Consider the following 26,021-nt stretch of genomic DNA (forward strand, 5'->3'; position numbering starts at 1 on the left):
TACAATGGCCCGCCGCAACGCCACCCGTCTCACCCATCAGCTCGCCTATCGGGCTATCCGCATCGAAGGCGGTCTCATTCCTGCCGACGAGCTTACTCGTCTTACTCTGCTGGCTGACCCAAATGCCAGCGAACAGACTGAACGCCATTACCGCATCGCGAAGGGGCTGAAGCTACGTGACGAAATCGCCCGTGACTTCAAGATTGCACTGAACCTTTGGCACGACTTCCAGTCGCTGCGCCAGCGCCGAGATGTACAGAGCCACGATTTCACTGTCCGCGAATGGCTCTTGCCGCTGCTGCGTGATGTTCTGCACTTCCACGACGCTGCCAGCTGTCCGGCTATCGAGCACGCCGGCCACCACTACGCCATCGGCCATGCCGGCAACAGTGGGCGTGTTCCCCTGGTCTTCGCCGGGTTTGACCAGCCGCTAGACGTTGGCGCCGAACGCTATGGCGAGACCAACCCCGACACTGGCCGCACCCGCCGCCGTAGCCCCTTTATGCTGGCACAGGAGGTACTCAATGCCAGTGACCACACACTCTGGGCCATCGTCAGTAACGGACTGACACTTCGTATCCTGCGCGATAACGCCAGTCTTACCCGTCCGGCCTACATCGAGGTCGACCTCGAAGCCCTGTTCACTGAAGAACTGCTAGCCGATTTTAGTGCCTTCTGGCTCCTGGCCCACGCTTCGCGCTTTGGCTATGCCGAAACCGCTCCTACCGACTGCGCTTGGGAACGTTGGCGTGCCGCCGGCCAGCAAGCCGGCGTTACCGTGCGGGGCAAGCTGCGCTATCAGGTGGCCGAGGCATTGCGCTCTTTGGGCACCGGCTTCCTTTCACACCCGGCCAATGGCGTGTTGCGCGCGGCCTTGCAGGACGCAACGCCTAGAGAGGCCGGTGGCTACGACCGGCAGGCCTTCTTTGAAGAGTTGCTACGACTGGTCTACCGTCTCATCTTTCTAGCCACGGTGGAAGACCGGCTCGACCGTGCCACTGGCGAGCGCCTGGTCTTTGCACCCGGGGCCACAGACGAAGCCAAGGCCCGCTACCTCGCCGGCTACTCGCTCACCTGGCTGCGCGAGCGAGCAGTGCGCCGCAGCCAGCACGACCGCCATGCTGACCTCTGGCAGGCGCTCACCATTAGTTTTGGGGCACTGGCTCTTGGTGAGCCTGCGCTAGGCCTGCCTGCGCTTGGTGGTCTGTTCAGCTTAGACCAGTGCCCACGCCTGGACGGAGCCCAGCTCGACAATCACCATCTGCTGGCCGCCGTGTTCCAGCTTGGCTGGTTCCATGTCGACGACGGTCTGTCGCGCGTCAACTACCGTGATATGGGGCCGGAGGAATTAGGAAGCGTCTACGAAAGCCTGCTGGAACTCGTACCCGACCTACAGGGGTTGAGCAGTCCCGCCAGTGCACGCCTGGCGTTTGTCGGCGATGACGCTACCGATGCGAGCACCAAAGGCAACACCCGCAAGCTCACCGGCAGCTATTACACGCCCGACAGCTTGGTGCAGCAACTTATCCAAAGCTCGCTCGAACCTGTCATTGGCCAGACGGTTAAGACTCATCCGCAGTGTCCGGTAGACGCACTGCTCGCGCTTACCATCTGCGACCCCGCCTGTGGAAGTGGCCACTTTCTGCTATCTGCCGCGCGCCGCCTGGCTGACGAGGTGGCGTTGCAACGCGCCGCCGCCGAGCGCGAGGGCGGTGCCCCCACGCCCGCTGACTACCGCCATGCGCTGCGCGACGTGGTCAGTCGTTGCATCTATGGGGTGGACAAGAATCCAATGGCCATTCAGCTTGCCAAAACAGCGTTGTGGCTCGAGGCCTATTCGCCGGACCGGCCACTGAGCTTTATCGACCACCACTTGCGTGTGGGCGATGCGCTGCTAGGCGTGCTGGACCCCAAGGTGCTGGAAAACGGTATTCCTGATGAGGCTTACACAGTGCTCTCGGGGGACGACAAGGTTGTGGCTGCCGCACTGAAGAAACAGAACAAGGCAGACTTAAAGAGCTGGCGAGCAATCGCTGGCAGCGACCTATTCATGAAAACTGGATTGGCCGCGCAAGCGGTATCGGTGGAAACACTGGACGACGACACTCCCGAGCACCTAGCCGCCAAGCGTCAAGCCTGGGTAGCTGCGGACGCTGATGCGCATCGCAGCACATTTGCCCGGCTTTCTGACACCTATATGGCTGCCTTCTTGGCGCCCAAGTTAGCAGGAGCAGAAGACATCGTACCGCTGTCGAGCTATCTGTGGGGTGTGTTCAGCGGCGAGCCGCCTCGAGCTCATGTAGAAGACGCGGCCCAAGCGCTATGCCGCCAACACGGTGTTTTTCACTGGTGGCTGGCTTTCCCGCAAGTCGCAGCGCAGGGTGGTTTCTCCGTGATGCTGGGCAACCCGCCTTGGGAGCGCATCAAACTGCAGGAGGAGGAGTTCTTCGCCACCCGTAGCCCGCTTGTGGCCGAGGCTCGGAACAAGGCCGAACGTGCCAAGCGCATCGAATGGCTACGCGAAGGTGTACTGCTGCATCGCGTGAATCCTGACCGCGAACGAGCCGAAGGTCTTAACCCGCCGAATCGAGCGGAGATGGCGCTGTACGATAGTTTTATTGCCGCGCGACGCGGTGCAGAAGCGGCCAGCCTATACGCACACAATGGACGGCGCTATCCGCTCACAGGTGTCGGCGACGTAAATACATATGCGTTGTTTGCTGAGTCCTTCCTACAAGCCATTGCACCGACTGGACGAGCAGGCTTCATAGTCCCTACTGGCATTGCGACCGATGACTCGACAAAGGCATACTTTGAGCAGTTAGCTGTCGGTGGTTTTCTTCGAAGCCTGTTGTGCCTGGAGAACGAGGAGTTCGTGTTCCCATCTGTGCACCATGCGTTTCGTTTCGCGCTGCTTACTTTAGGCGGAAGCCCGTCTAGTGAGCCGGCTACTTTGGCGTTTTTCGCCCGCCAGCCCGAGCAAATTCATGACACGCGGCGTCAATTCCGGCTTACGCCAGAAGAGTTTGCCCTTATCAATCCTAATACACGTACCTGCCCGGTGTTTCGTAGCGAACGTGACGCTGAGCTGACTAAGAAGCTCTATCGCGCGGCGCCGGTTCTCATCGAGGAGGCTGTCACTGATGCATCTGGCGAGGAGCTACAAACTGACGTGAATCCATGGGGTATCCGCTTTCAGACGATGTTCCATATGTCTGGCGATAGCGGTCTGTTCCAGGACACGCCCGTAACCCCCGAGCTACAGCGGATGCTACCGCTGTACGAAGCGAAGATGATTCACCAGTTTGACCATCGCTGGGCGACCTTTGTTGATGCTCCGAATGGCGCGGCAGGTGAGGTTGAGACCGCTGATGTCACCACCGCACAAAAAGCCGACGCTGGCTTTACAGTGAGCCCACGATATTGGGTCGACGAGCGCGAAGTGTTGGCCCGTATCGCCCGTGTCCCCACGCGCGTGGCCCGGAGTTGGCTGGCCATGCATGCGGCACAAAATGTAGAGAAGTATGAGGCAGAGGACGCCGCACTAACTGACCTGTTGCGTGCGTTGGCCCAATGGGTAACCGGCGAATTGTTTCTACGCGCTTCCGGTACGCCGCTTTCAGCCACAGTTTGGACACCCGCACAGACCTTGCGTCACGTTACGCTCACCGAAGCAGAATTAAAGACCCGCTTTCCTCTTCTCAATGACGTGCTGCGTGCAGAAGGACTAACGACGAAGAGGGCAATAGCCGATTTCCCTAGGTGGGCCGCGCAGAGCGTTGACTTACGTCTTGTCGATGATGAGTTGGAGGTATTAGCGGAAACCCTGCGTGCTACCGCACTAGCGAGCGCGCTTCGTGACTTACTCGATAGCTGGATGGAGCGTCGTAGTCCGCGGTGGCTAATGGGCTGGCGGGACATTACGGGCGTCGAGAAGGTTCGGACGGTCATTGGTACGGTTTTACCTCGCGTGGCGGTCGGGCACACGATGCCTTTGTATTTCAGCGATGAGGATGCGTCGCTCCAAGCGGCCATGCTGGCCAACTGGCAATCGCTTGTCTTCGATTACGTCGCGCGACAAAAGGTGGGCGGCACGCACTTGACCTACGGCTATCTGAAACAGCTTCCCGTCCTTCCTCCCGACCGGTACACGCCGACCGACCTGAACTTTATCGTTCCTCGTGTTCTTGAACTAACTTACGTTTCGCACGACCTCAAGCCTTGGGCTGACGAGCTTGCCGCCTACGACCTGCGCCCCGCGGCCGAAAGCGGCCAGCCCTTTGCATGGGACCGAGCGCGCCGCGCCCGGCTTCGGGCCGAACTCGACGCCTATTACGCCCGGCTTTATGGCCTGACTCGTGATGAATTGCGCTATATCCTCGAGCCGGCCGATGTGATGGGTGCCGGCTACCCGAGCGAAACCTTCCGCGTGCTCAAAGAAAGCGAGCAGCGCAGTTTCGGCGAATACCGTACATGCCGCTTGGTGATGGAGACATGGGACCATCAAAGCGCAATGCCGTCGCGAGAAGCTCCAGGCACTTCGGCCGTGCCTATGCAGTATTCCGAACACGGCTTGATTCGAAACGCAGAGGAGGCCAAGTTCGCAGGACTCATCGTCGCACTCCTGGAACATTGTCCTGGCGGATGTTCTGTATCGAAACTCCAATCCCTTATTGCCCGTTCGGCTACTGCGAAGGAGCATCTTGAACCGGCGGATGGGCAACTGCTTGCGACCCTGATGAGTAAGCAAGGCCCTGCGGATGTGGTGCCGCTGCTGGAGCGTGTTCGCCCCATTGTTCAGCGCCTTGAGGCCATCTCAGTCCTTGTGCGCCAGACGGAGGGAACGGAGTCATTGTTTAAGCGCGGCGGGGAAGCACTTCCACGTGACATAAGTCAGCTGGAGGAACACACCGACATCGCTCGACTGTTACTAGCCGCAGAGTCGCGGCGCCTATTGGCAGAGGAAGCAGCTACTGATGGTGGTTCTGCAGCACTTAGGGCTACTGGGACACGTTAGGGGACACGATGACACACTGGCTCAAGGAGTACAGACCCGTTCGGAAGCATCCACGACTGTGGGTTGAAACCGTTTGGCTGGTGGAGTCCCGCGAGCCACTGGTGCTGACACGTGCCATTGAACTGCACCAGGGGCTTAACATTGTCTGGGCCAAGGAATCAGCAACAAGTGAGTCCCCTGGCCTGACCAGCGCCGGCCACGGAGTCGGGAAGACCTCGCTCTGTCTACTGATGCGATATGTACTGGGGGATGATGCGCCTGCCATCGCAACGTTGCGCGAGAAGGCGGTAGGAGGTTTCCCCAAAGGAGGCGTGGCCGCGAAGGTCCACGTTGAAGACGCGACGTGGCTGGTCTTTCGACCTTATAGCGCTTACAGTCACTCGCTAGCTGCGCAGTGCGACGAGCTACAGTTGCTTCTTCAAGGGGAGGCTTCGAATGATTTCTCGGGATACCTCAAGGCACTGGAGCGGTTTTCGATAGGTCGTCTTGCCGCGCAATCGCTACCAGGTACAAATCAGCCACTCAAGTGGCGCCATTTGCTGGCTTGGTGCATTAGAGACCAGAGGACTCGTTTTGACGGGTTTTATCATTGGCGGGACGGCGAAGGACATGGATTTCCTAGGCCGCGGCGCGACCCACCACTGTTCGTCGCTTCTATATTAGGACTTATCGACACCGGGCTGGACAAGCTTCTTCGCGAAATTGAGTCAAAACAAGTTGAGTTCGACCAAGGTAAGGAGCGGATTCCTGAATTGGAGCGCGCACCGGTGTTTTTGCTCGCTCATGCCGAGCGTCAGTTGCGCTTCCGGCTTGGAGCCGATGACGGCGAGCCGCTGCACGTAACGACCGTTGGCCAATCAGTCGAATCTCGTTTGCAGGCCACATTGGCAGCTGCGGAGAGAGAGGAAAACCGTTTAGAGCGTGAGGTCGAGCAGGCCGAAGAGCAACTCGCACAGGAACAAATTCGTCTTGCCAGTTTGAATAATGTTTTTCGGCGGGCCGAGCTTGAGGTGGGTATCGCCAAGGCGCTCCTTAACGCGAACCGTGCCGACTTTGAGCGATTGACCACGTTGCGTGACCGACTAGAGGGACTTGCTGGCGGCCGGTGTGACCACGGTGACGTCGAGTTCTCGATGTGTCGGCATATTCAAGACCGAAAGGATGCGGTCAGCATGACCTGGCATCGCGACGGTAAAGAAGTACGGGCAAGCGCTTCGGAACTTGCCCAGCAGCTGGCTCAACTGGAACTTGAATTCCAGAACACTACAACGGCAATATCCGAGCAATCTCAACGGATTTCGGGCAAGAAGGCTGAGTTGCGAAGGCTGCACGTTCGAATCGCAACGAGCGAAAATTCCCGCACTCTTCTGAAAAGGTCTTGGGATGAACTTCAGTTATTGCATTCGCAAAGAGTCCAAGGCATCGACTCTCCCGATTTGTTACGAGCACGAAAGCGCCAGCAGGAGCTCGAGTCGGACTTAGGTAGCTTACGAACTTCGGTAGGCGTTCGACGGTTACAGCAGTCCTCTCGTGCCGATGCAATCAAATCCTTGACCTCCTGTGTCTCAACGCGGTTGCTCGGGGCTGCCGGGCACGCTCGATTTGTTCCGGACCATGAGCTTCGGCCGTTTGAGGTTTCACGTGGTGGTGAAGCGTATCAGGTACTGGAAGTGCTCCTGGGCGACATCGTCTGTTTGCTTGACTCGGCCACGTCGGAAGCAAGCAGCCATCCCGGCTTCTTGGTCCATGACTGCCCACGAGAGGCTGATATGAGCGAGCGCCTGTACCGAGAGTTCTTTCTGATGGTGTCGGAGGCCGCAGAGCAACTCGGCCGGAACGGCGCCATCCCGTTTCAATTCATCGTGACGACTACTTCGCCCCCGCCGGAAGAGCTCCGTGGGGAGCCGAATGTCGTCCTGGAATTGGAGCCAGGCTGTGATGAAAAGCTCTTATTTAAGCGAGAGCTTATGCCCGTATTGCCGGGATTCGAGTGACAAAAAGTAAAATGCCATATGTCACCGCACTATGCAGGACGATGTCCATGACTGTGAGCAGTGCTAAATCCGATATTAAAAATAAAATTTCTTAGGATTATGACCGATACTCTATTTAAAGAAGTTCACTACAGCCTCGGCGGCCTCATCAATGACATCGGCCTCGGTCGCATTGGCTTGCCGGACATCCAGCGCCCGTTTGTGTGGGCAAATGCTAAAGTACGAGACCTGTTTGACTCAATGTACCGCGGCTACCCGGTCGGTTATTTCCTGTTCTGGCAAACCGGAGCGGAGGGCGCCGATACCAAAGTTATCGGCGATTCGAACAAGCAAAAAACGCCTTCGCTACTCATCGTAGATGGACAGCAGCGTCTAACGTCTTTGTATGCGGTTATCAGGCGTGAAGCTGTACTGCGAGAGAACTTTGAGCGTGAGCATATCCGGATTGCTTTCCGACCACAGAGCGGCATCTTCGCCGTACCTGATGCAACCACTGAGCGGGACCCCGAGTATATCGTCGATATTTCCGAAGTGTTCAACCGCCCCACGCATAAAACTATCGCCGAATATCTAAAGCGTTTATCGGCGGCCCGCGAGGTGTCCGATGCCGAGGAAGAGAAGATTGCCGATGCGATTGGGCGCCTAGCTGGCCTAACGAATTTCCCCTTTATTGCGCTGGAGCTCTCGCAACAATGCACCGAGGAGCAGGTAGCCGATGTTTTCGTGCGCATCAACAGCGAGGGCAAGAAGCTAAACCAATCGGACTTTATCCTGACCCTGATGTCTGTCTTTTGGGATGATGGTCGTTCGGAATTGGAACAGTTCTGCCGCGCCGCGCGCCAGCCCGCTCCAGCGGGACAGCCCAGCCCATTCAATCAAATCTTTCAACCAGACCCTGACCATTTGCTGCGAGTAGACGTCGGGGTGGCCTTCCGACGCGCGCGGCTCGAAAATGTGTATTCACTACTGCGTGGTAAGGATTTAGCGACCGGCGAGGCCAGTCCTGGTCTGCGCGACAGCCAGTTCAGTAAGCTGCGTGGCGCCCAGGCCCGTGTCTTGAATCTCACCTATTGGGCCGACTTCCTCAACATCGTGCGCGCGGCGGGCTACCGCAGTGAGAAAACTATCAGTTCGGTCAATGCGTTGGTGTTTGCCTACCAACTTTACTTACTTGGCCGAACAGAATACGGCGTGGAGGGATTCCAACTCAAGAATGCCATCGCGCGCTGGCTGTACATGTCGCTTCTGACCGGTCGCTTCACTGCATCGCCGGAGTCGCGAATGGAGCAGGACTTAGCGGCGCTTCGCGAACTCAAGTCCGGCGACCAGTTCCTGACACGCTTGGCTGCAGTGGAAATCGCTACGCTCACTGACGACTACTGGACCAAGACGCTGCCCATGGACCTTGCGACCTCCGCGGGACGCAGTCCGGCGCTGTTCGGTTTTTACGCGGCACAAACGCTGTTGGGCGCGCGTGCATTGTTTTCGAAAAGCCCGGTGGCTGACCTGTTAGACCCGCCGGCGCAGGGACAGAAGAAGGCACTGGAGCGTCACCACTTGTTCCCCAAACATTACTTGAAGAAGCAGGGCATCGAAAGCATTCGCGACATTAATCAGATAGCGAACTTCGCGCTGGTAGAGTGGGATGACAACATCGCTATCTCCGATGGACCACCAGCTAGCTATTGGCCCCAGTATGCGGCACGCTTTTCGACCGATGAATTGGCTCGGATGTGTGAGTGGCACGCATTGCCTGACGGTTGGTGGAGCATGGCCTACGACGAGTTCCTGGCCGCGCGAAGGCCGCTTATTGCCCGAGTGATTCGCGCAGGCTACGAGAAGCTGGCGGACAGCACGGCATGACCCCGCTGGAGCGTCTCCGTTTGGAGAAGGCCGCCGCAGATTGCGGCTTTGAGCGTACACCATTGTTGCTCAATGATGGCGGGCTAGAGCTACGCTCGGCCCAGTTCCCCGAAGTGGTTCTTGTGCATGCCAGCGGCGGCGGATTTTGTGTCTCAGCTTCGACACCGGCACTGCTAGATGGCGCTGACGGTGGTGTCCTCCTCGTGGCCGACTTGGACAAGCTCTATGCAACGCTTCAACGTGCGTCAGCCGTCGCAAGAACTATGCCCAATCGTGTCGCGGACCAGTTCCGACATGGAACCCTACACCTGCCGCAAACGACTGAAGCCGAGCGACTGGTAGTACAGCGTGTAGGCCAAAACCTATTTCGAAATGCGCTGATGGATTACTGGCAGGGACGTTGTTGCGTCACCGGCCTCGCCGTGCCTGCCTTGCTGCGAGCATCGCATATCAAACCCTGGGCTAAGTGCCTGAGCGACGACGAGAGGCTGGATGTATTCAATGGGCTTCTGCTCGCTCCCCACGTTGATGCACTGTTCGACGGTGGTTGGATTTCATTCTCAAATGAAGGAAAGCTGATTGTTTCAAACGCCCTGCAGGCGGCGGCTCAAATTCAATTAGGAATCTCAAATGATTGGCAAATCCACAACGTTAAGCCGGCTCAGATTTCGTACTTAACGTTTCATCGGGATAACGAATTTCGCTATTGAGCACGACCTTATTGTAGTAATTTAAAGTATTACCACTTGTGCTATTCCATGCTTTCATAGAGCATTAATGCCAGAGACCGTAAGCATTTATGGAACCGTTAAGCCACTAGCCTTTCATTCAATATTGCTCGGCCTCAGCAATGCGGCACTCTTGGCTAGTGAGGACGCTAGCTTTTCGTTTTCTTCTCGCAAACGTTCGATTTCCAGCCATAAAAGCAGAACTTGGTTCGCTCGAAGTTTAGATGCTTGGGCAGCTGCCTCTCGCTCATCAGACAAAGCCGACCGAAGCATTTTCACTTCTTCAGACGCTAGACGATATGCTTGCTCTAAAGTCTCTGGAACTACATCTTCTTCCGAAACTCCGTTTTTGCGGAGAGTAGCATATTCAGTCTGGAGGTCGATGTGGTCGTTAAGATATCGGTACAGAGTCGCTTTGCTAACGCCTGCCTCTTTAGCTAAGTTTAATCCCGTGATTTTTCCATTTGTTCGCGCGGGTTTGGCTGATGCGAGCTTGTCGAGAGCATCTGTAATAGCTTGTTTTGTTTTATCCTTCATCCTTCTTTCCGTAAGTATCGATTACCGCTCGCAATTTTGTTGCTTCATTTATGAGTGCGATACGATGAATTTTCGTTATCTTGGGGAGCGATGCAAGGTCTTCCGCCTGCTTCGCTTGTGCTTCCCATTTTGCTATGTGGCGTTTTCCAATACATGAATTGCTGCAGATATCCGGCTGACAGTGATTGAGAATCGGACGTGATGAGGATGAATCAGTACAAGCTGCATTTTTGGGCTCGAAAAAGCAGAAGTTAAGCTTGCCAACAAAGATTGGTTTTTGCGAGTTGGCTAGCCATTTTGCGATTTGGGAAGGCGCGAAATCCTCAGCTTGCCCTTTAAACTCCAGAAAAAATTGCTTTTTTAGGTGTTCTCCAAGTTTTCCAGCTAATTCTCCACTTGATAAATCCAACGCAACTTCGTCAAGCAAATCAATACTCGCCAGTACTCTTTCACTCTCCAGTAGCTTGTTCCATTCAGGTTCCTGCCCAGCATATCCTTCAAACACCGTCACTTCTACATGCTTATATTGACGCATTCCAGCAATTAAGCCAAAAGGCTGCCTTGCAATATATCGCGCTAGTGTTCTTCTGAATTGTCTAGTATTAAATTCCCATTGCACGGATACTGCGAGAGTATCGTCAAGCCAACATGGAATCTTCGCGTGAAGAAATTTGTTGCAATGGTCTCGGAAAGAGTTTAGCTGATAATTTATCGCCCCGTTTGTATATTCTGAAACTTTCTCAAGTGAGAAATCCCTATGTATGCCAAAGAAATGACCGGTCCCATCACTTAGGAAAAGACGCTTGTCTTCAGTGGCACTTCTTACCTTTTCAGTAAGTTGTTCCAGAACAGAAATCGCGTCCACTACCTCTTGTATTACGACCCATGTGTCTTTCGCTCCACGCTCACAGTGCTTATGGAGCAAGGTATTTATATATCGCCGAGTATGGCCGTCTTCATACTGCTCAGTGGTACAGCACCCTGCTTCAATCGAAAGCAGTTCGGAGATGCGAATGCCGGAAAAGGCTAGGATAACGATAGTGCAGGCGGTTCTTAATTGATGTAACTCGGCATAAAGCTCCCCCAATGATGACCAGCCGTCTAAACGCCAGCCAGCCGGTTTCTCTACTAACACTTTTGCCGCTTTCCTCCTGAGCTTTCGAAGCGAAACAACCTGCTCAAGATTACGTGGCACAAGCTTTGAGTTCCAGAAGAGCTGTAATTCACGCCAGACCGCAACTATTGTTGTGCTATATTTCAAAACGTAATCTAACGCTATTGAGGCCGTGGCACTAAAAATAGCTTCAGGAATTACTGGTGTTGAATTTTCCTCTGGGACTCGAGCTGGCGATTTGAACATTCTTTCGTGTTTCTTTCCGAAAGGCAGACTGGGGATTGGGCGGCTTATTCGCGCACCATATTCCCAAAAGCGGTAAATAACACGAAAGATGTAAGAAATCCTCTCTTCCGACTTTGCCACACCATTAGTTTCAAAGCGTAACAGATTAAGAAATTTTTTCAAATGTACTACGTCGATGCTGCCAAAGTCCTCTAAGAAGTTGTTGGCACAGAAACTTGCAAACTCGGACAGGACAATAAGTTCGTTATGAACAGTCAACCAAACAACCTCTCTCTCATTTGTGATAACAGGAGTGTAGAGGCGAGCATACGCGTACTCTGCGAGCGCAAGCGAAAACCCTGCTGGGAATCCCGGAATTCTCGAAAAATCCCAAGTTTTCTGGTACTTGCTTATTCCTGGTAAAGTTACCTGTGACGACATATCCCAAATTGAATCCCCGAATTTGGATTTGTCAGAAACTGGCAGGTTTGCTTTTACAAAACGGCTTTTCGCTAGTTCCGCTGTTATGGGCTCAAGACTTTCATACCCTACCTCGCGCATATCACGCCCTTAATGTAATGGGGAAATAAAATACTTCACTTTTTGCACACCGCTGTGCTTCGGCAATAGTTTCGTCAGAAAATTTTGGTAGTACGTGCTGATGCAGGACCATCCAGGCGTCTCCAAATTTTTGTTGCCAGTCCTCTTGGGTGAGCTCAGTTCGTTGCTGAGATATAAAATCTCTAAATGCAACGACTCTGGGCAGCACGTGTCGAGTAATCACGGCATTGGAACATCCCAAACAAGCCCAGGGCTTGTCGCAGGGAGTATTTTTTTCGCCGTTTGGCCGATTATAAAAGTCCTTACACGCGGCTATAAAAACATCCTGTTCTCCTTGCAGAAGCTTAGAAGCTTCTTGCTTGGAAGACCTTAGTGTCTCCGCCAATTCATCGGGAGACTCTGCCGTAACGACTGTCGGCCGCGCCACACTCAGAGCTGCACGAATTCCGTTTTCCGTCGCACGCTCATGTACATGCGTCATACTTTCGTTATTTACATAACTAACACTCGTTCGTAATAGTGTGTGTGCTGCGTCACGACTAACTTTGCTTAACTGGCCATGAGTGCGATAGCGCTTGACTAGGTAATAGACTCGCCATCGACGAAGTGAGACCTTTTGCGGTGCTCCGCTTTCCGTCATGAGCTCATTACGGTCACACCAACCGCCTCTTCTATTCATCTGATATTTTAAGTATGATGGGTCTATCGGCTTGACCGTGTCGGCGCCCCTTGATTTAATTGTAAATCCAAGAAATAAATTCTCTCGATGTTCTGGTTTTGCTAGATTTAGCAGCGGCTTGGTTATCTGAAGTAAAGTTTTTATTAAGCCAACAGGCGAAAACATCCCTTCGTTTGAGATTGGCCTTTTGTAGAGTTTGCTTGAGCCTCTCTGCTTTTTGTACCAAAGCAAGTAACGCCCGTCAACCTCTTCCAAGCAGTCTCTGCTTAATGTCAATATCGACGTTTCGTTTCTTCCGGTTGTCTTGGCTAGTAAGTTAACGAAAGGTATCAAGTCCTCTACGAATGGATAAAGATACGAGAAAACATCGGATTTTCGATAGGGACCTTTATAGGCCCCATTGGTTGCGTTGTTAAAAGAGGAGAGGCCACGTTTGGCAGTTCCGGCGTTTTGGACATACATGCCATCCATCACATTCACAACAAACCATAGTAAATTTGGAAGTTGATTCCACAAACGTTCTTCAGGTGCTAGTGGCGATTTTCCTTTTCTAGGGCTTCTGGTTCTAGGGTCTTGTCCGTTTTGTAAAATTTTTTTTCCTTTGTCCAAACGTTCTAACGTCGCCCTTATATGCGTGCGACACGCGTCCTCGATGTCTAAGGCTTCGCTAGTGGTGTAAGGCAGAGTTCCTTTTATTTTTTTAGAGTGTTTGAAGTTTCTTGGCGCGCAAAGCTCAGTAGACACCAAGCCTAGTTCTTGTGCGGCCTTAATCAATCTTTCAATATTTCCATAAAGCCGACGGCGGTGGTCGTTTGTGTCGTTTGAGAATGTGAGTCGCACATAGCTTCGAAATTCGAGTAAAAACTCGGTATCTATATTGCGCATGCGAAATTCAGAGACCTGACAGGATTCCGTGCAGAACCTCAATAGCGTGCGGATAGCTTGGCCATAGCTTATAAAGCTATGGTCGCTAGCTAATTTTTTAGGCTTTGTATATTCGTCCAAGGCTGCTAACAAATCTCTCGAGAGAAACTCATAACACGAAAAATTTCTTAAGTCGATTAGTGCTTTTGCGCCTAAGGTACTTCGCTTATCCAACACCAGGCTACCAAGTGTCGTGACATTATTTTCAGTCTCAACTACTTCGTAGAATTCAATACGTTTCTTAACCATGCTGTCGTTCCCAGTCGCTCCAGTCATTCAAAGATTCATCGACAAGCGTTTCAGATTCTTCAAGGAAATCAAGATAGATATAGGTGCTCGATAACATCGAGTGTCCCAACAATAGCTGCAGTTGTCGTAATGGGTCGTTTAGGACCTGTCGATAGGCGTCGGCGCCGTGCTGCTTAAGTTCGCGCAGGTTGAGGGCCATCCTTTTTATCATGGCTTCTAGCTGGTACACCGCGAAGGTATGCCGGCAGCCGTGTGGACTTAATCTTAATCCAGTACGTTTCGATATGCCGGCGAAAAAACGCTGCACGTCACGAGCAGAGAGCCTTGTTCCTTTTTCGCTTAAGAAGACATGATTTGTGGGTTTGTATTTCTTCTTCTTTCGAGATAAGGCCTTCAGGGCAGTTTGACGGTCTTCGTCGATATAAAAACGTAATGCGCGCATGATTCTTTTGGGTACAAGCACTGTTCGCGGCTTGCTTCCCTTTCCAACAACCCGGATTGACACACTCTTCTTACCCGCGAATTTGATATTATCGGGGTCCGGTAATTGATGAGTTTGAAGCGACAACGCCTCGGATATGCGTAAGCCAACCGTAATGAGCAAATCTGATAGGGCTAAGTTTCGCTGTGCGTTTCGTTGTTGCGCTAAGGCTGGGCGCCAAAGGGTCTTATAGTTGGTGATGCTAATAAAGTTAACACGCTCAGGAATCGTATTTACAATAAGCTCAGAGGTTTCTGTATGCCCGCGCCCGAACATGGCTCTCGATTTCCGATATTTATATGGGAGAACCTCGACGATTCCCGCTTCGACGCCATATTCATATAAATGCACAACCGCTGAGGCTGTCACGTTCCAAGATTGTCCTTTTATAATGTTCCCATCTTGGAAGTCGCCTGTAGTGCGAACGCGATAGTAAGTAAGGAGGTCTTTTCGAGTCACATCTTTCCAAGTTTTCTTCTGTGCTTCGACGAATCGTAAAAATAAAGAAATTTGATTCGCGTAAGTCCTCCAGGTATTCGGGCTACGTCGGCGTGGCTCAAGTAAATATGAGCAAAAGCCATCCAATTCTTTGTCTGGGACGTGGTTTTTGTCGAGAAAGAATGGACGGCCGGCGGGTATCGCAAGGGAGTTGATGAGTTCAGTGTATTTCTTGCGTTCTGAATTCGGCAGATTGTCAAAAATTTTGGGGTCGAAGAAGTAGAGTTCCATTAGAAATAATACTTTTGAGACCTTATCAATTCGTCGCTTTATAAGAGGGGCGAAAAAATGCATAAAAATATAAATGACTGCTGGGCTTGCCGAATCTGAGACTAGAGCCGTCGTACGGCCCATGTCAGCTGCGTCTTGGCTCGGCCTTGCAGAGGCTCGTCGGGACGCAGTCGTGGACTGGAAGCGGCAGCTGCCGACGCAGCTGTATTGTCGGCCAACTTCCGGAGCTATGTAAAATATTCTTTTAAAATCAATGGGTTACGCTTGCGAATTACTTATTTCGTGCTATATCAAACGCTGGGAAGTGACGTACGAAGACAGTAGCTAGCTAGGCTAGCTGACTCAGGGCTGAGTGAGAACCGGGAGGCGAGAGCCGTAGACAGCAGGACCGAATGGTGGTCAATGCGGAGAGAGGGGAGAGACTTCGTTATCTCGAGAGTTGTAGGAAACAGTGGCCTTGAGACCATCGAGACTGCTTCATTAATGACGTGTAACTACCAGATTGCCCAAAACAATGCCGTTCTTATGGCCGAGTCCACTGCGCGGCAGGATCATGGCCGCATAGCCCGGATCGGCCACGTGGATCGCCAGACCGGTCGGCACCAGCACGGTCTGGCCCGGTTCGATCGTCAGCGGCGCCTCGATGCAGGCACGCAGGTCGAGACCGGCACTGCCCGGCGTGGCGTAGGCCGGCAGCAGTTCCTTCATGCGCGGGTCGAGGATTTTTACGTCGATAGTCTTCATGTAATGCTGTCTGGGTAAATCAGGTAAGTAGGGAGCGCTGTTCGAGGCGCTTGCCGATTTCCGACACCAGCTGGCGCGCCAGCGTCAGCTTGTCGGCGCGCGGCAGCACGGTGTGGCCGTTCTCGTCGAACAGGACGATCGAATTCTCGTCCTGGCCGAAGGTGTGGTGGCCGATGTTGCCGACCAGGAGAGGGATGCCCTTGCGCTCGCGCTTGGCGGCGCCGTATTCGACCAGGTTTTCCGACTCCGCGGCAAAGCCGACACAGTAAGGCCAGCCCGACAGCGAGGTGGTGGCCGCGACGGACGCCAGGATGTCGGCGTTCTGCACGAATTCGAGCTGGGGCGGGGCGCCGCCTTCCTGCTTTTTCAGTTTCTGCTCGCTGGCATTCGCCACGCGCCAGTCGGCCACCGCGGCGACGCCGATGAACACGTGCTGGCCTTCGATGCCGGCCATGACGGCATCGTGCATCTGCTGGGCCGACAGCACGTCGATGCGGCGCACGCCGTGCGGCGTGCCCAGCGCCGTCGGGCCCGACACCAGCGTCACCTCGGCGCCCGCTTCGCGCGCGGCACGGGCGATGGCATAGCCCATCTTCCCGGACGACAGGTTGGTGATGCCGCGCACCGGATCGATCGCCTCGAAAGTAGGTCCGGCCGTGATCAAGACTCGCTTGCCGGCTAGGATCTTGTGCTGGAAGGAGGCGACCAGTTCCTCGAGCAGCTGCTCGGGTTCGAGCATGCGGCCCAGGCCTGTCTCGCCGCAGGCCTGTTCGCCCGCCGCAGGCCCGAAGATGCAAATGCCGTCCTGGCGCAGGGTAGCGACATTGCGTTGAGTGGCCGGGTTCTGCCACATCTCGACGTTCATGGCCGGCGCGACCAGCAGCGGCACGCCGTGCGGACGCGCCAGGCACAGGGTCGAAAGCAGGTCGTCGCAGACGCCGTGCGCGAGTTTACGGATGAAGTCGGCCGAACAGGGCGCGATCAGCACGGCGTCGGCGCCGCGCGTGAGGTCGATGTGCGCCATGTTGTTGGGCATGCGCGGGTCCCACTGGTCGAGCCAGACGGTGTTGCCGGACAGGGCCTGCATGGTCACCGGCCCGATGAAATGGGTCGCGGCATCGGTCATCACGACTTGCACCTGCGCACCCTGCTTGATGAGTGCGCGGCACAGTTCCGCCGCCTTGTAGCAGGCCACGCCTCCGGAGAGGCCGAGGACGATTTTCTTACCTTGCAGGTCCATGCTCATGTCCAGCTCCTTGCTCAGTGCTTGTTCACACGACGCAGTTCGTCGACGATGAACAGGAAGGCGCCGACCGAGATGCCGATGTCGGCGACGTTAAAGGCCGGGAAGTGGCCCCAGCCGCGCCAGTAGAAATCGAGGAAGTCGACCACGTGGCCATAGGCGACGCGGTCGATCACATTGCCCACGGCGCCGCCCAGGATCAGGGCCAGGGCCCAGCAAAACAGGCGCTGGCCGGCATGGCGCTTCATCAGGTAGAGGATGAAGCCGATGGCGCCGACCGCGATCGCGGTGAAGAACCAGCGCTGCCAGCCGCCCTGGTCGCCCAGGAAGGAGAAAGCTGCGCCCGGGTTATACACGAGCACCAGGTTGAAGAAACTGGTGATCGGCAGGGTTTCGCCGTAGGAGAAGGTCTTCTGCACCGTGATCTTGGTGAGCTGGTCGATCAGGACCACGAGAAAGGCGATGCCGAGCCAGGGACCGATGCCGGCGCCGCTGCTGTGGACCTTGGAAATCGTTGGTTTTTTCTTGGTTGCCATGGGAGGTCAGGTCTGGATATGAAAAACCGCCATGCCGGGTCGCGACATGGCGGTTGCTTGCCGGGTCCTTACGCGAAGCGGCGTGCTTCGCCGGCGCCGAACAGGTTGCTCACGCAGCGGCCGCACAGGCCAGGGTGCTCGTGGTTGTGGCCGACGTCGCGGCGGTAGTGCCAGCAGCGCTCGCACTTCGGCGCTTCCGACGGCGTCACCTGTACGGCTTCCTCGGCTTCGTTGGCGGCCTGCTCGACGCTGGCCTGCGAGGTGATGAAGACGAATTTCAGGTCGTCGTCCAGGCTCGCCAGCAGATCGTGCTTGGCGCCGGCGGCCTTGATCGTCAGCTCGGCCTGCAGCGAGGAGCCGATCGCACCGGAGGCGCGCACTTCTTCCAGCTGCTTGGTCACGTCGGCACGCACTTCACGCAGGGCCGCGTACTTGGCCAGCAGGGCTTCGGCATCCGGCAGTTCCGGGAAGGTCCACAGGGTCTGCGTGAAGATGGTCTCGTCCGAGTCGGCATAGGCTTGCTGGCCCGCGAACACGGCCCAGGCTTCCTCGGCGGTGAAGGACAGCACCGGCGCCATCACGCGCAGCAGCGCATGGGCGATGTGCCAGAGCGCGGTCTGGGCCGAGCGGCGCGCCTGCGAATCCACGCCGGTGGTGTACAGGCGGTCTTTCAGGATGTCGAGGTAGAAGCCGCCCAGGTCTTCCGAGCAGTAGTTCTGCAGGCGCGCGACGACCGGGTGGAACTCGTAGCGGTCGAAGTGGGCAGCGACGTCCTTCTGCAACTGCGCCATCGAGGCGATCGCATAGCGGTCGATCTCGAACAGTTCGGCCACCGGCACGGCGTGCTTGGCCGGGTCGAAGTCCGAGGTGTTCGCCAGCAGGAAGCGCAGCGTGTTGCGGATGCGGCGGTAGGATTCCGTCACCCGTTTCAGGATCTCTTCGCCGATCGACAGCTCGCCCGTGTAGTCGGTCGAGGCCACCCACAGGCGCAGGATGTCGGCACCGAGGGTGTCCGAGATCTTCTGCGGCGCCAGGGTGTTGCCCAACGATTTACTCATCTTCTTGCCGTTCTCGTCGACGGTGAAGCCGTGGGTCAGCAGCGCCTTGTACGGCGGCGTACCGTTCAGCATCGAGGAGGTCAGCAGCGAGGAGTGGAACCAGCCGCGGTGCTGGTCGGAACCCTCCAGGTACAGGTCGGCCGGGAAGGTCGACTGCTGGGCGTGCGAGCCGCGCAGCACGGTCTGGTGGGTGGCGCCGGAGTCGAACCAGACGTCCAGCGTGTCCTTGTTCTTCTCGTAGATGTCGGCGTCATCGCCCAGCAAGTCGCGCGGATCGAGCGCCTGCCAGGCGTCGATGCCCTTTTCTTCGATCAGCTTGGCGACCTGCTCCAGCAGTTCCGGGGTGCGCGGGTGCAATTCTCCGGTTTCCTTGTGGATGAAGAAGGCCATCGGCACGCCCCACTGGCGCTGGCGCGACAGGGTCCAGTCCGGACGGTTCTCGATCATGCCGTGCAGGCGCGCCTGGCCCCAGTCCGGGAAGAACTGGGTCTTTTCGATGCCGGCCAGCGCGGTCTGGCGCAGGGTCGGGCCGCCATCCTTCGGCGTGATGTCCATGCCGGCGAACCACTGGCTGGTTGCGCGGTAGACGATCGGGGTCTTGTGGCGCCAGCAGTGCATGTAGCTGTGGTCGAACATCTTGAGTTCGAACAGGGCGCCGGCTTCGGTCAGCGCGGCGCAGATAGGCTTCGACGCTTCCCAGATCGTCAGGCCGCCGAACAGCGGCAGGTTTGAAACGAAGCGGCCGTCGCCCATCACGGGTTTGAGGATCTCGTCGTCCTTCATGCCGTGCGCCTTGCAGGAGATGAAGTCTTCCAGGCCGTAGGCGGGCGCCGAGTGGACCACGCCGGTACCGCTGTCGGTGGTGACGTAGTCGGCCAGGTAAACCGGCGACAGGCGGTCATAGAAGGGATCGGCGGCAAACAGCGGGTGCTTGAAGCGCATGCCTTCCAGCTTGTCGCCCGTCGTGGTGGCGATGACTTGACCTTCGAGCTTGTAGCGCTGCAGGCAGGATTCGACCAGGTCCTGCGCCAGGATCAGCAGGAGCGGCTCGCCGTTGCGTTCCGCCTGCACGAGGGCATAGGTGACCTCGGCGTTGACGTTCAGCGCCTGGTTCGACGGGATCGTCCACGGGGTCGTGGTCCAGATCACGATGAAACCGTTCATGGTCGGCAGCGACGGCAGGCCAAAGGCCGCAGCCAGCTTTTCTTCTTCAGCGAATTTGAAACCGACGTCGATCGCCGGGTCGCGCTTGTCCTGGTATTCGACTTCCGCCTCGGCCAGCGCCGAGCCGCAATCGAAGCACCAGTTCACCGGCTTCAGGCCGCGGTAGACATAGCCCTTCTCGAGCAATTTGCCCAGCGCGCGCAGCTCGTCGGCCTCGTTACCGTACGCCATGGTCATGTAGGGATTTTCCCATTCGCCAAGCACGCCCAGGCGGATGAAGCCGGCGCGCTGGCGGTCGATCTGCTCGAGCGCATAGGCACGGGCTTTTTGCAGCACTTCGGCGGTCGGCAGGTTCTTGCCGTAGAGTTTTTCGATCTGGATCTCGATCGGCATGCCGTGGCAGTCCCAGCCCGGCACATAGGGCGCGTCGAAGCCGGCCATGGTGCGCGATTTGACGACCATGTCCTTCAAGATCTTGTTCACGGCGTGGCCGAGGTGGATGTCGCCGTTGGCATACGGGGGACCGTCGTGCAGCACGAAGCTCGGACGGCCTTTGGCCGCCTTGCGGATACGGTGGTAGATCTGCTTGTCCTGCCATTGCTTGACCCAGCCCGGTTCGCGCTTGGCGAGGTCGCCGCGCATCGGGAAGGGCGTATCGGTCATGTTGACCGGGTATTTGCTCACTGGCTTATTCTCAGGCTTCTTGGCCGCTTTCTGGGCAGGCGCGTTCTGGACGGGTTTGCTGTTTTCGGACATAAATTTCTTCGGTAAGGAAATGCAGTGGTGGCTGGCTCGGTGTCGAGGCGCAGCCGCGCGGGCGAACGATGCCGTCGCGCGTCAAATTCGGTCGGTGGCGCTCAGGGCGCGGGCGCGGGTGCTTCTGCCATCGCGCGCTTGCGGCTGCGGCGTGTTGCGCGCGAACCAGGCGCGTGCCTGCTCGGCATCGCGGTGGATCGCGGCGGTGAGCGTGTCGAGGTCGACATACTTTTCCTCGTCGCGCAGTTTTTGCAGGAACTCGACGCGCACCAGCTTGCCGTAGCAGGGACGGTCGTAGTCGAAGACGTGCACTTCCAGCAGCATGCGGCCGGCGTCTTCGACAGTCGGGCGCACGCCGAGGCTGGCGACGGCCGGCAGCGGCTGCTCGGCCAGTCCGTGCACTTGCACCACGAAGATGCCTTGCAGGGCAGGGCGGTGCGCGACGCGCAGGTTCAGGGTCGGGAAGCCAAGTGTGCGGCCCAGCTTGGCGCCGTGGATCACGTGGCCGGACATCGCATACGGGTGGCCGAGCAGGGCGCCGGTAGCCTGCAGGTCGCCCGCCGCGAGCGCAGCGCGCACGGCGGACGAGGAGATGCGCTGGTCGCCTTCGCGTACGGTCGGCAGGGTCTCGACGTGGAAGCCGTAGCGCTTGCCGGCTTCCATCAGCATGGCGACATTGCCGGCACGTTTCGCGCCGAAACAGAAATCGTCGCCCACCATCAGCCATTTCACGTGCAGGCCGTCGACCAGCACGCGCGCGATGAAATCTTCGGGAGAAATGGAAGCGAACTGTTCGTTGAAGTGTTCGACGATGACGCGGTCGATGCCGGCCAGGGCCAGGTCTTCGAGCTTGTCGCGCAGGTTGGCGATGCGCGCCGGAGCGCGGCTGAGGTCGCCACTGCGGCGAGCAAAATATTCGCGCGGGTGCGGTTCGAAGGTCATCACCGCCGCTTCCAGTCCCAGCGTTTCGCTTGCAGCCCGGACGCGCGCCAGCAAGGCCTGGTGGCCGCGATGGACACCATCGAAATTGCCGATGGTAAGGGCGCATGGTGCGCGCGCTGCGTCGTTGGGAAGTCCGCGAAATACCTTCATTGATGGTTCCAGAGTGCCCGGCAAGCCTGCCACGCATGTCGTGGTGAGCCATGCCGCGGGGCGAAAACCCTGATTATACGGTAAAGGCTTGTTGCAATGCGGAGAGACGGGCGGGCCATGCCCGGTGGGTAATCCGGCATTTGGTTGAACGGCCAAAAAAAACGCCGCCTGAGAACAGGCGGCGTTTTGCAGAGCCGGATAGCTATCAGGCCAGTGGCTTGTTGATCGCCATGATCCAGTAGCGGGCCAGTTCGGCGGTGCCTTCCTTGCCGGCGACGCCCTTCAGGGTGTTGATTGCCTGCTGCTTCTTGCCGGCTGCCGCGTAGGCTTCGCCCAGGCGCAGCTTGGCTTCGTCCGGATAACGCAGGCCGCCGGCCTTGATCGCGTTTTCCATCATCTTCAGGCCCTTGTCGGCCTGGCCCGACTGCACCAGGCTGTAGCCGAGCGAAACCAGGCCGTCGTTGTCCTTGGCAGCCGCGTATTCGGCTTCCAGGGCGGCGACGCCCTTGTTCTGCTCGGCCAGGGTCTTCTCGGCCAGGTCCTTCAGGCGCTGGTGACGGGCGGCGTCGGGACCGGTGCCCAGGGCGCCGGCCTTGTAGCCCTTGTCGATGACCTTCAGGGCTTCAGCCGGAGCCTTGGCTTGCAGGACGAGCTGGGCCATTTCCATGTACTCGCTCGGCTTCTTCATCAGGTTGTTCGCCAGCTTCAGGCGATAGACGTCGACCGACAGGCGGCCCGAGAAGCCAGGCTTGCCCTGCACGCGGTTCAGCAGGTCGTTCCAGTACTGGGCTTTCGGGTAGTTGGCCGCCAGCTTTTCGATGGTGTTGACGTAGCCGACCTTGTCGTTCTTCTTGAGCTGGATGTTGGCCAGCATGCCGAGCTGGTCTTCGGTCATGCGACCGGCCTTTTCGGCATTGCGCAGTTCGGCTTCCAGGGCAGCGGTGTTGCCCTGCTTGTAATAGTTCTGCAGCAGGTAGCCGCGCAGTTTTGGATCGTCGCCGTTTTTCAGCTGGCGCAGGATGGCTTCGTTTGCCTTGTTCAGTTCGCCGCCGCGCATGTAGATGCCGATCAGGCCTTCGGAGAACTGGCTGCGTTCGGATGCCGACAGCTTGCCCGACGCGATCAGGGATTCGAAGGCATCGGCTGCGGTGCCATAGTCGCCAGCCTGCGAGGCTGCCGCGGCACGCACGCGGTCGATCAGGTAGGCTTCATTCGGCGTCTTGCCGGAGACTTTGTCCGCTTCGCGCAATTTTGCCAGGGCATCCTTGTGCTTACCCTGCTTCATCAGTGCCTGGGCTTCCTGCAGGCGCTTGCCGATTTCAGGACGCATGGCTTCTGCCGCGTGGGCAGGGGCGAGGCCGATGACTGGGGTGGCGGCGGTGAAACCAAGGGCGGCCAGTGCGAGGCCGAGGTGTGCGAGACGGAATTTGCTCATGCTGTAGAAATCCTTCTTTGAAAATGGACACGGCAGGGAAACCCTGCCGTGTTGGTCAAGCCTGGTGCGGTTACTGGAACTGCTCGTTACCGACCATGCCGATCTTAGTGACGCCGAGACGTTGGGCCGTTGCCATGACACCGGCAACCACCTTGTACTCGACCAGCTTGTTCGGACGCAGGTGCACTTCCGGCTGGTTCGGCTGGGCAGCCACTTCATTCATCTTCGCTTCCAGCGTCGGACGATCAGGGATCGTCTGGCCGTCCCAGAGGATGGTGCCGTCGAAGTCGACGTCGATGGTAACGACGCGCGGCTCTTCAGTCTGTGGCGGCGGGGTGCCGACCGGCATGTTCAGATTGACCGAGTGGTTTTGCTTCGGAATCGTGATAATCAACATGATGATCAAGACCAACAGAACGTCGATCAAGGGCGTCATGTTCATTTCCATCATCGGTTCCGGATCAGCTCCTTTGGCGGAGCCTGAACCTACGTTCATACCCATGGTGTTTCCTTTTTAAATAACTGGGGTGCAAGGTGCGGCGCCGGATATGCATCCCGGCGCCGCGGGCTTGTGTTTAGCCCTTGTCAGGCGGTTCGATCACGAAACCGACCTTCTGCACACCAGCACGTTGTGCCGTGTAGATCACCCGACCGATCGCTTCGTAGCGGGTAGCCTGGTCGCCACGGACTTTCACTGCAGGCTGCGGCACCTTCACCGACTGCTCCGCGAAGAACTTGAACAACTCGTCCGTGTTCGCGATGCGGCGCTGGTTCCAGTACATTTCGCCGTCTTTATTGACGGTAATGTTGATGTCTTCCGGCGTGGTCTTGGTGACCTGGTTCGTTTCCGCCGGCAGATTCACATTTTGCAGCTTCAGGACCACCGGGCTGGTGATCAGGAAGATGATCAGGAGAACCAACATGATGTCGACAAGCGGCGTCGTGTTGATCTCTGACATCACGGCATCATCATCTCCGCTATCGGAGCCGACACTCATACCCATGATTTATCCAATCTTTTTAGCGCCAGCAGCAGCACGTGCGGCTTCCGAGGTCGACATGGCGCCCGAAACCAGAACCGAGTGCACGTCGGCGCTGAACGAACGAACGTCTTCCATGGCCGACTTGTTGCGGCGGACCAGCCAGTTGTAACCCAGAACGGCAGGAACTGCGACGAACAGACCGAAGGCGGTCATGATCAGTGCTTCACCCACAGGACCGGCGACCTTGTCGATCGATGCGTTACCCGACATACCGATGTTGGTCAGTGCGTTGTAGATGCCCCAGACGGTACCGAACAGACCGATGAACGGCGAGGTCGAACCGACGGTTGCCAGGAACGACAGGCCGTCTTGCAGACGCGACTGGACGCGGTCCACGGCGCGCTGGATCTGCATGGTCACCCAGGTCGACAGGTCGATCTGCTCGAGCAGGGCGCCGTCGTGGTGCTGGGTTGCCTTGGTGCCGGTTTCAGCGATGAAGCGGAATGGCGAGCCTTCTTTCAGCTGAGCCGAGCCGGCAGCGATCGAGTTGGCTTTCCAGAACTTCTGCGACACTTCTTTCGACTGGCGCATGATCTTCGACTGGTCGATCAGCTTGGTGATGATGATGTACCACGAACCCATCGACATCAGCGACAGGATGATGATGGTGCCCTTGTTGACGAAGTCGCCTTCTTCCCACATGGCCGAGAAGCCGTACGGGTTCTTGACTTCTTCTTTTTCGCCAGCAGCGGCAGCTGGTGCTGCTGCGCCTTCGGCTGCAGGTGCGGCTGCTGCGTCAGCGGCCGGAGCGGCTGCTGCGTCTGCCGGTGCGCCGGCGGCCGGAGCGGTTGCTGCCGGTGCGTCAGCGAAGGCTGGTGCCGAGACCAGGGCCGATGCCGCCGTAACCGAGAACAGGACTGCCGCCAGTACAGCGGACAAACGGGTATTCTTAAACATGCTTCCTCCAGAAATATAAAAATAGACAGTTCGCTGATCTAAAGACAACGAAAATCATAGTTGTGAGACGATCTTCTGTCTCGGTTATTGTTCCAGCGACCAGACGTACTGTACTGGGACCCATGCCTGTTCAGGCTGACCGTTGACCATTGCCGGTTTGAAGCGGCACTTGCCGATGGCAGTCTGTGCTGCGCGGTCCAGATCACGCGAACCACTCGATTTCGTGATCTTGGAATCGACCATGCGGCCATCGACACCAATCAGGAACGAAATCGTCGTCGTACCTTCTTCTTCGTTACGCGCCGACGACTTCGGATATTCCGGCTTTGCGCAGGTGCTGAAGTCAGCAACTGCAGCGGTACGGCTAGGACCGGCTGGCGCTGCGGCCGGAGCCGGTGGCGCTGGCGGTGCCGGCGGAGCCAGACTGGTCGTCGGAGGCGGCGTGTTCGTCGCGGCAGCAATGGTGTTTTGCGGCGGCGGCGGTTGCTGCACCTGGACCTCGACCGGCGGGATGAATGGAGGCGGCGGGGCCTTCATTTCCGGCGGCGGCGGCGGTGGAGGAGTCTCCGGTGGTGGAGGTGGTTTCACCTCTTCGATCAACTTCGTTTCCACTGCTTCCTGCACCTTCGAGATCACCTTCGTACCGAGACCATTGATGATCCCCCAGGCGACCAGGACGTGCAACAGGACCACAATGGTGATACCAGTGAGATTCTTCCCCGGTTCCTTCTCATGTGAAAAATTCATGCCTGCTTTCTCCAATACCAACTCTTTTTGTTGCTACTAAACCCACAAAACACGACGAAATGACAAGGCCGCATCCGGGACATCGGCGAATTATACCTACGAATTCTTTTTTGCACAGGTATTTTTGAGGCCCCGAAACGAGCCTAAACCCCTGTAAAAACAAGGGATACGGCTCATCCGGACGCATCCTTGGTGTGCAAAAAAT

The 26,021-nt window shown here is 56.9% G+C and carries 17 protein-coding genes and 1 pseudogene; 4 read left to right on the forward strand and 14 right to left on the reverse strand.

All coding sequences use genetic code 11. The features are described 5' to 3' along the window. The first annotated feature begins 4 nt into the window (after positions 1 to 4). The 4 genes from C2862_RS05215 to C2862_RS05230 all read left to right on the forward strand — a co-directional run bounded on the left by C2862_RS05215 (position 5) and on the right by C2862_RS05230 (position 9,584). Positions 5 to 5,017: an Eco57I restriction-modification methylase domain-containing protein gene (locus C2862_RS05215; protein ID WP_136219043.1), complete on the forward strand. Its 5,013-nt coding sequence runs from the start codon at positions 5 to 7 to the stop codon at positions 5,015 to 5,017. An 8-nt stretch (positions 5,018 to 5,025) separates the two neighbouring features. Continuing rightward, positions 5,026 to 7,011 carry a hypothetical protein gene (locus tag C2862_RS05220; RefSeq protein ID WP_136219044.1) on the forward strand — a complete coding sequence of 662 codons (1,986 nt, stop codon included), beginning with the start codon at positions 5,026 to 5,028 and terminating at the stop codon, positions 7,009 to 7,011. A gap of 99 nt (positions 7,012 to 7,110) precedes the next feature. Next, the gene (locus C2862_RS05225; protein WP_136219045.1) at positions 7,111 to 8,874 is read left to right on the forward strand and encodes a DUF262 domain-containing protein; all 1,764 of its coding nucleotides are present in this window, start codon (positions 7,111 to 7,113) and stop codon (positions 8,872 to 8,874) included. Further along, positions 8,871 to 9,584: an HNH endonuclease gene (locus tag C2862_RS05230; protein WP_136219046.1), complete on the forward strand. Its 714-nt coding sequence runs from the start codon at positions 8,871 to 8,873 to the stop codon at positions 9,582 to 9,584. The genes C2862_RS05225 and C2862_RS05230 overlap by 4 nt, the downstream gene beginning before the upstream one ends. Positions 9,585 to 9,698: 114 nt before the next feature. Here the strand turns inward: C2862_RS05230 and C2862_RS05235 are convergent, their stop codons facing one another. The 14 genes and pseudogenes from C2862_RS05235 to C2862_RS05300 all read right to left on the reverse strand — a co-directional run bounded on the left by C2862_RS05235 (position 9,699) and on the right by C2862_RS05300 (position 25,816). Next, positions 9,699 to 10,139, reverse strand: a complete 441-nt coding sequence (locus tag C2862_RS05235; RefSeq protein WP_136219047.1) for a hypothetical protein — start codon at positions 10,137 to 10,139, stop codon at positions 9,699 to 9,701. Next, positions 10,129 to 12,039: a hypothetical protein gene (locus C2862_RS05240; protein WP_136219048.1), complete on the reverse strand. Its 1,911-nt coding sequence runs from the start codon at positions 12,037 to 12,039 to the stop codon at positions 10,129 to 10,131. The genes C2862_RS05235 and C2862_RS05240 overlap by 11 nt, the downstream gene beginning before the upstream one ends. 1 nt (position 12,040) lies before the next feature. Continuing rightward, complete coding sequence (locus C2862_RS05245) at positions 12,041 to 13,891, reverse strand: phage integrase SAM-like domain-containing protein (protein WP_136219049.1); 1,851 nt, start codon at positions 13,889 to 13,891, stop codon at positions 12,041 to 12,043. Continuing rightward, positions 13,884 to 15,224 (reverse strand): tyrosine-type recombinase/integrase, encoded by a 1,341-nt coding sequence (locus C2862_RS05250; protein WP_136219050.1) that lies wholly within the window; start codon positions 15,222 to 15,224, stop codon positions 13,884 to 13,886. The genes C2862_RS05245 and C2862_RS05250 overlap by 8 nt, the downstream gene beginning before the upstream one ends. Before the next feature lie 372 nt (positions 15,225 to 15,596). Then, positions 15,597 to 15,845 (reverse strand): annotated as a pseudogene (locus C2862_RS05255) (dUTP diphosphatase); the annotation flags it as partial. Positions 15,846 to 15,864: 19 nt separating this feature from the next. Then, positions 15,865 to 17,085 (reverse strand): bifunctional phosphopantothenoylcysteine decarboxylase/phosphopantothenate--cysteine ligase CoaBC, encoded by a 1,221-nt coding sequence (coaBC, locus tag C2862_RS05260; protein ID WP_136219077.1) that lies wholly within the window; start codon positions 17,083 to 17,085, stop codon positions 15,865 to 15,867. A gap of 20 nt (positions 17,086 to 17,105) precedes the next feature. Continuing rightward, positions 17,106 to 17,624: a signal peptidase II gene (lspA, locus tag C2862_RS05265; RefSeq protein WP_136219051.1), complete on the reverse strand. Its 519-nt coding sequence runs from the start codon at positions 17,622 to 17,624 to the stop codon at positions 17,106 to 17,108. A 68-nt stretch (positions 17,625 to 17,692) separates the two neighbouring features. After that, complete coding sequence (gene ileS / locus C2862_RS05270; protein ID WP_136219052.1) at positions 17,693 to 20,602, reverse strand: isoleucine--tRNA ligase; 2,910 nt, start codon at positions 20,600 to 20,602, stop codon at positions 17,693 to 17,695. An 81-nt stretch (positions 20,603 to 20,683) separates the two neighbouring features. Continuing rightward, a complete protein-coding gene (locus C2862_RS05275; RefSeq protein WP_136219053.1) occupies positions 20,684 to 21,694 on the reverse strand; it encodes a bifunctional riboflavin kinase/FAD synthetase in 1,011 nt (336 codons plus the stop codon). 205 nt (positions 21,695 to 21,899) lie between these two features. Then, positions 21,900 to 23,129, reverse strand: a complete 1,230-nt coding sequence (locus C2862_RS05280; protein ID WP_136219054.1) for a hypothetical protein — start codon at positions 23,127 to 23,129, stop codon at positions 21,900 to 21,902. Between the two features lie 70 nt (positions 23,130 to 23,199). Continuing rightward, a complete protein-coding gene (locus C2862_RS05285) occupies positions 23,200 to 23,631 on the reverse strand; it encodes a biopolymer transporter ExbD (protein ID WP_210735887.1) in 432 nt (143 codons plus the stop codon). A 73-nt stretch (positions 23,632 to 23,704) separates the two neighbouring features. Continuing rightward, a complete protein-coding gene (locus C2862_RS05290; protein ID WP_136219056.1) occupies positions 23,705 to 24,133 on the reverse strand; it encodes a biopolymer transporter ExbD in 429 nt (142 codons plus the stop codon). Between the two features lie 3 nt (positions 24,134 to 24,136). Further along, a complete protein-coding gene (locus C2862_RS05295; protein WP_229467295.1) occupies positions 24,137 to 25,069 on the reverse strand; it encodes a MotA/TolQ/ExbB proton channel family protein in 933 nt (310 codons plus the stop codon). An 84-nt stretch (positions 25,070 to 25,153) separates the two neighbouring features. After that, positions 25,154 to 25,816, reverse strand: a complete 663-nt coding sequence (locus tag C2862_RS05300) for an energy transducer TonB (protein WP_136219057.1) — start codon at positions 25,814 to 25,816, stop codon at positions 25,154 to 25,156. Between the last annotated feature and the right edge of the window lie 205 nt (positions 25,817 to 26,021).

The sequence above is a fragment of the Massilia sp. Mn16-1_5 genome (assembly GCF_004798585.1).
GTDB lineage: Bacteria > Pseudomonadota > Gammaproteobacteria > Burkholderiales > Burkholderiaceae_D > Telluria.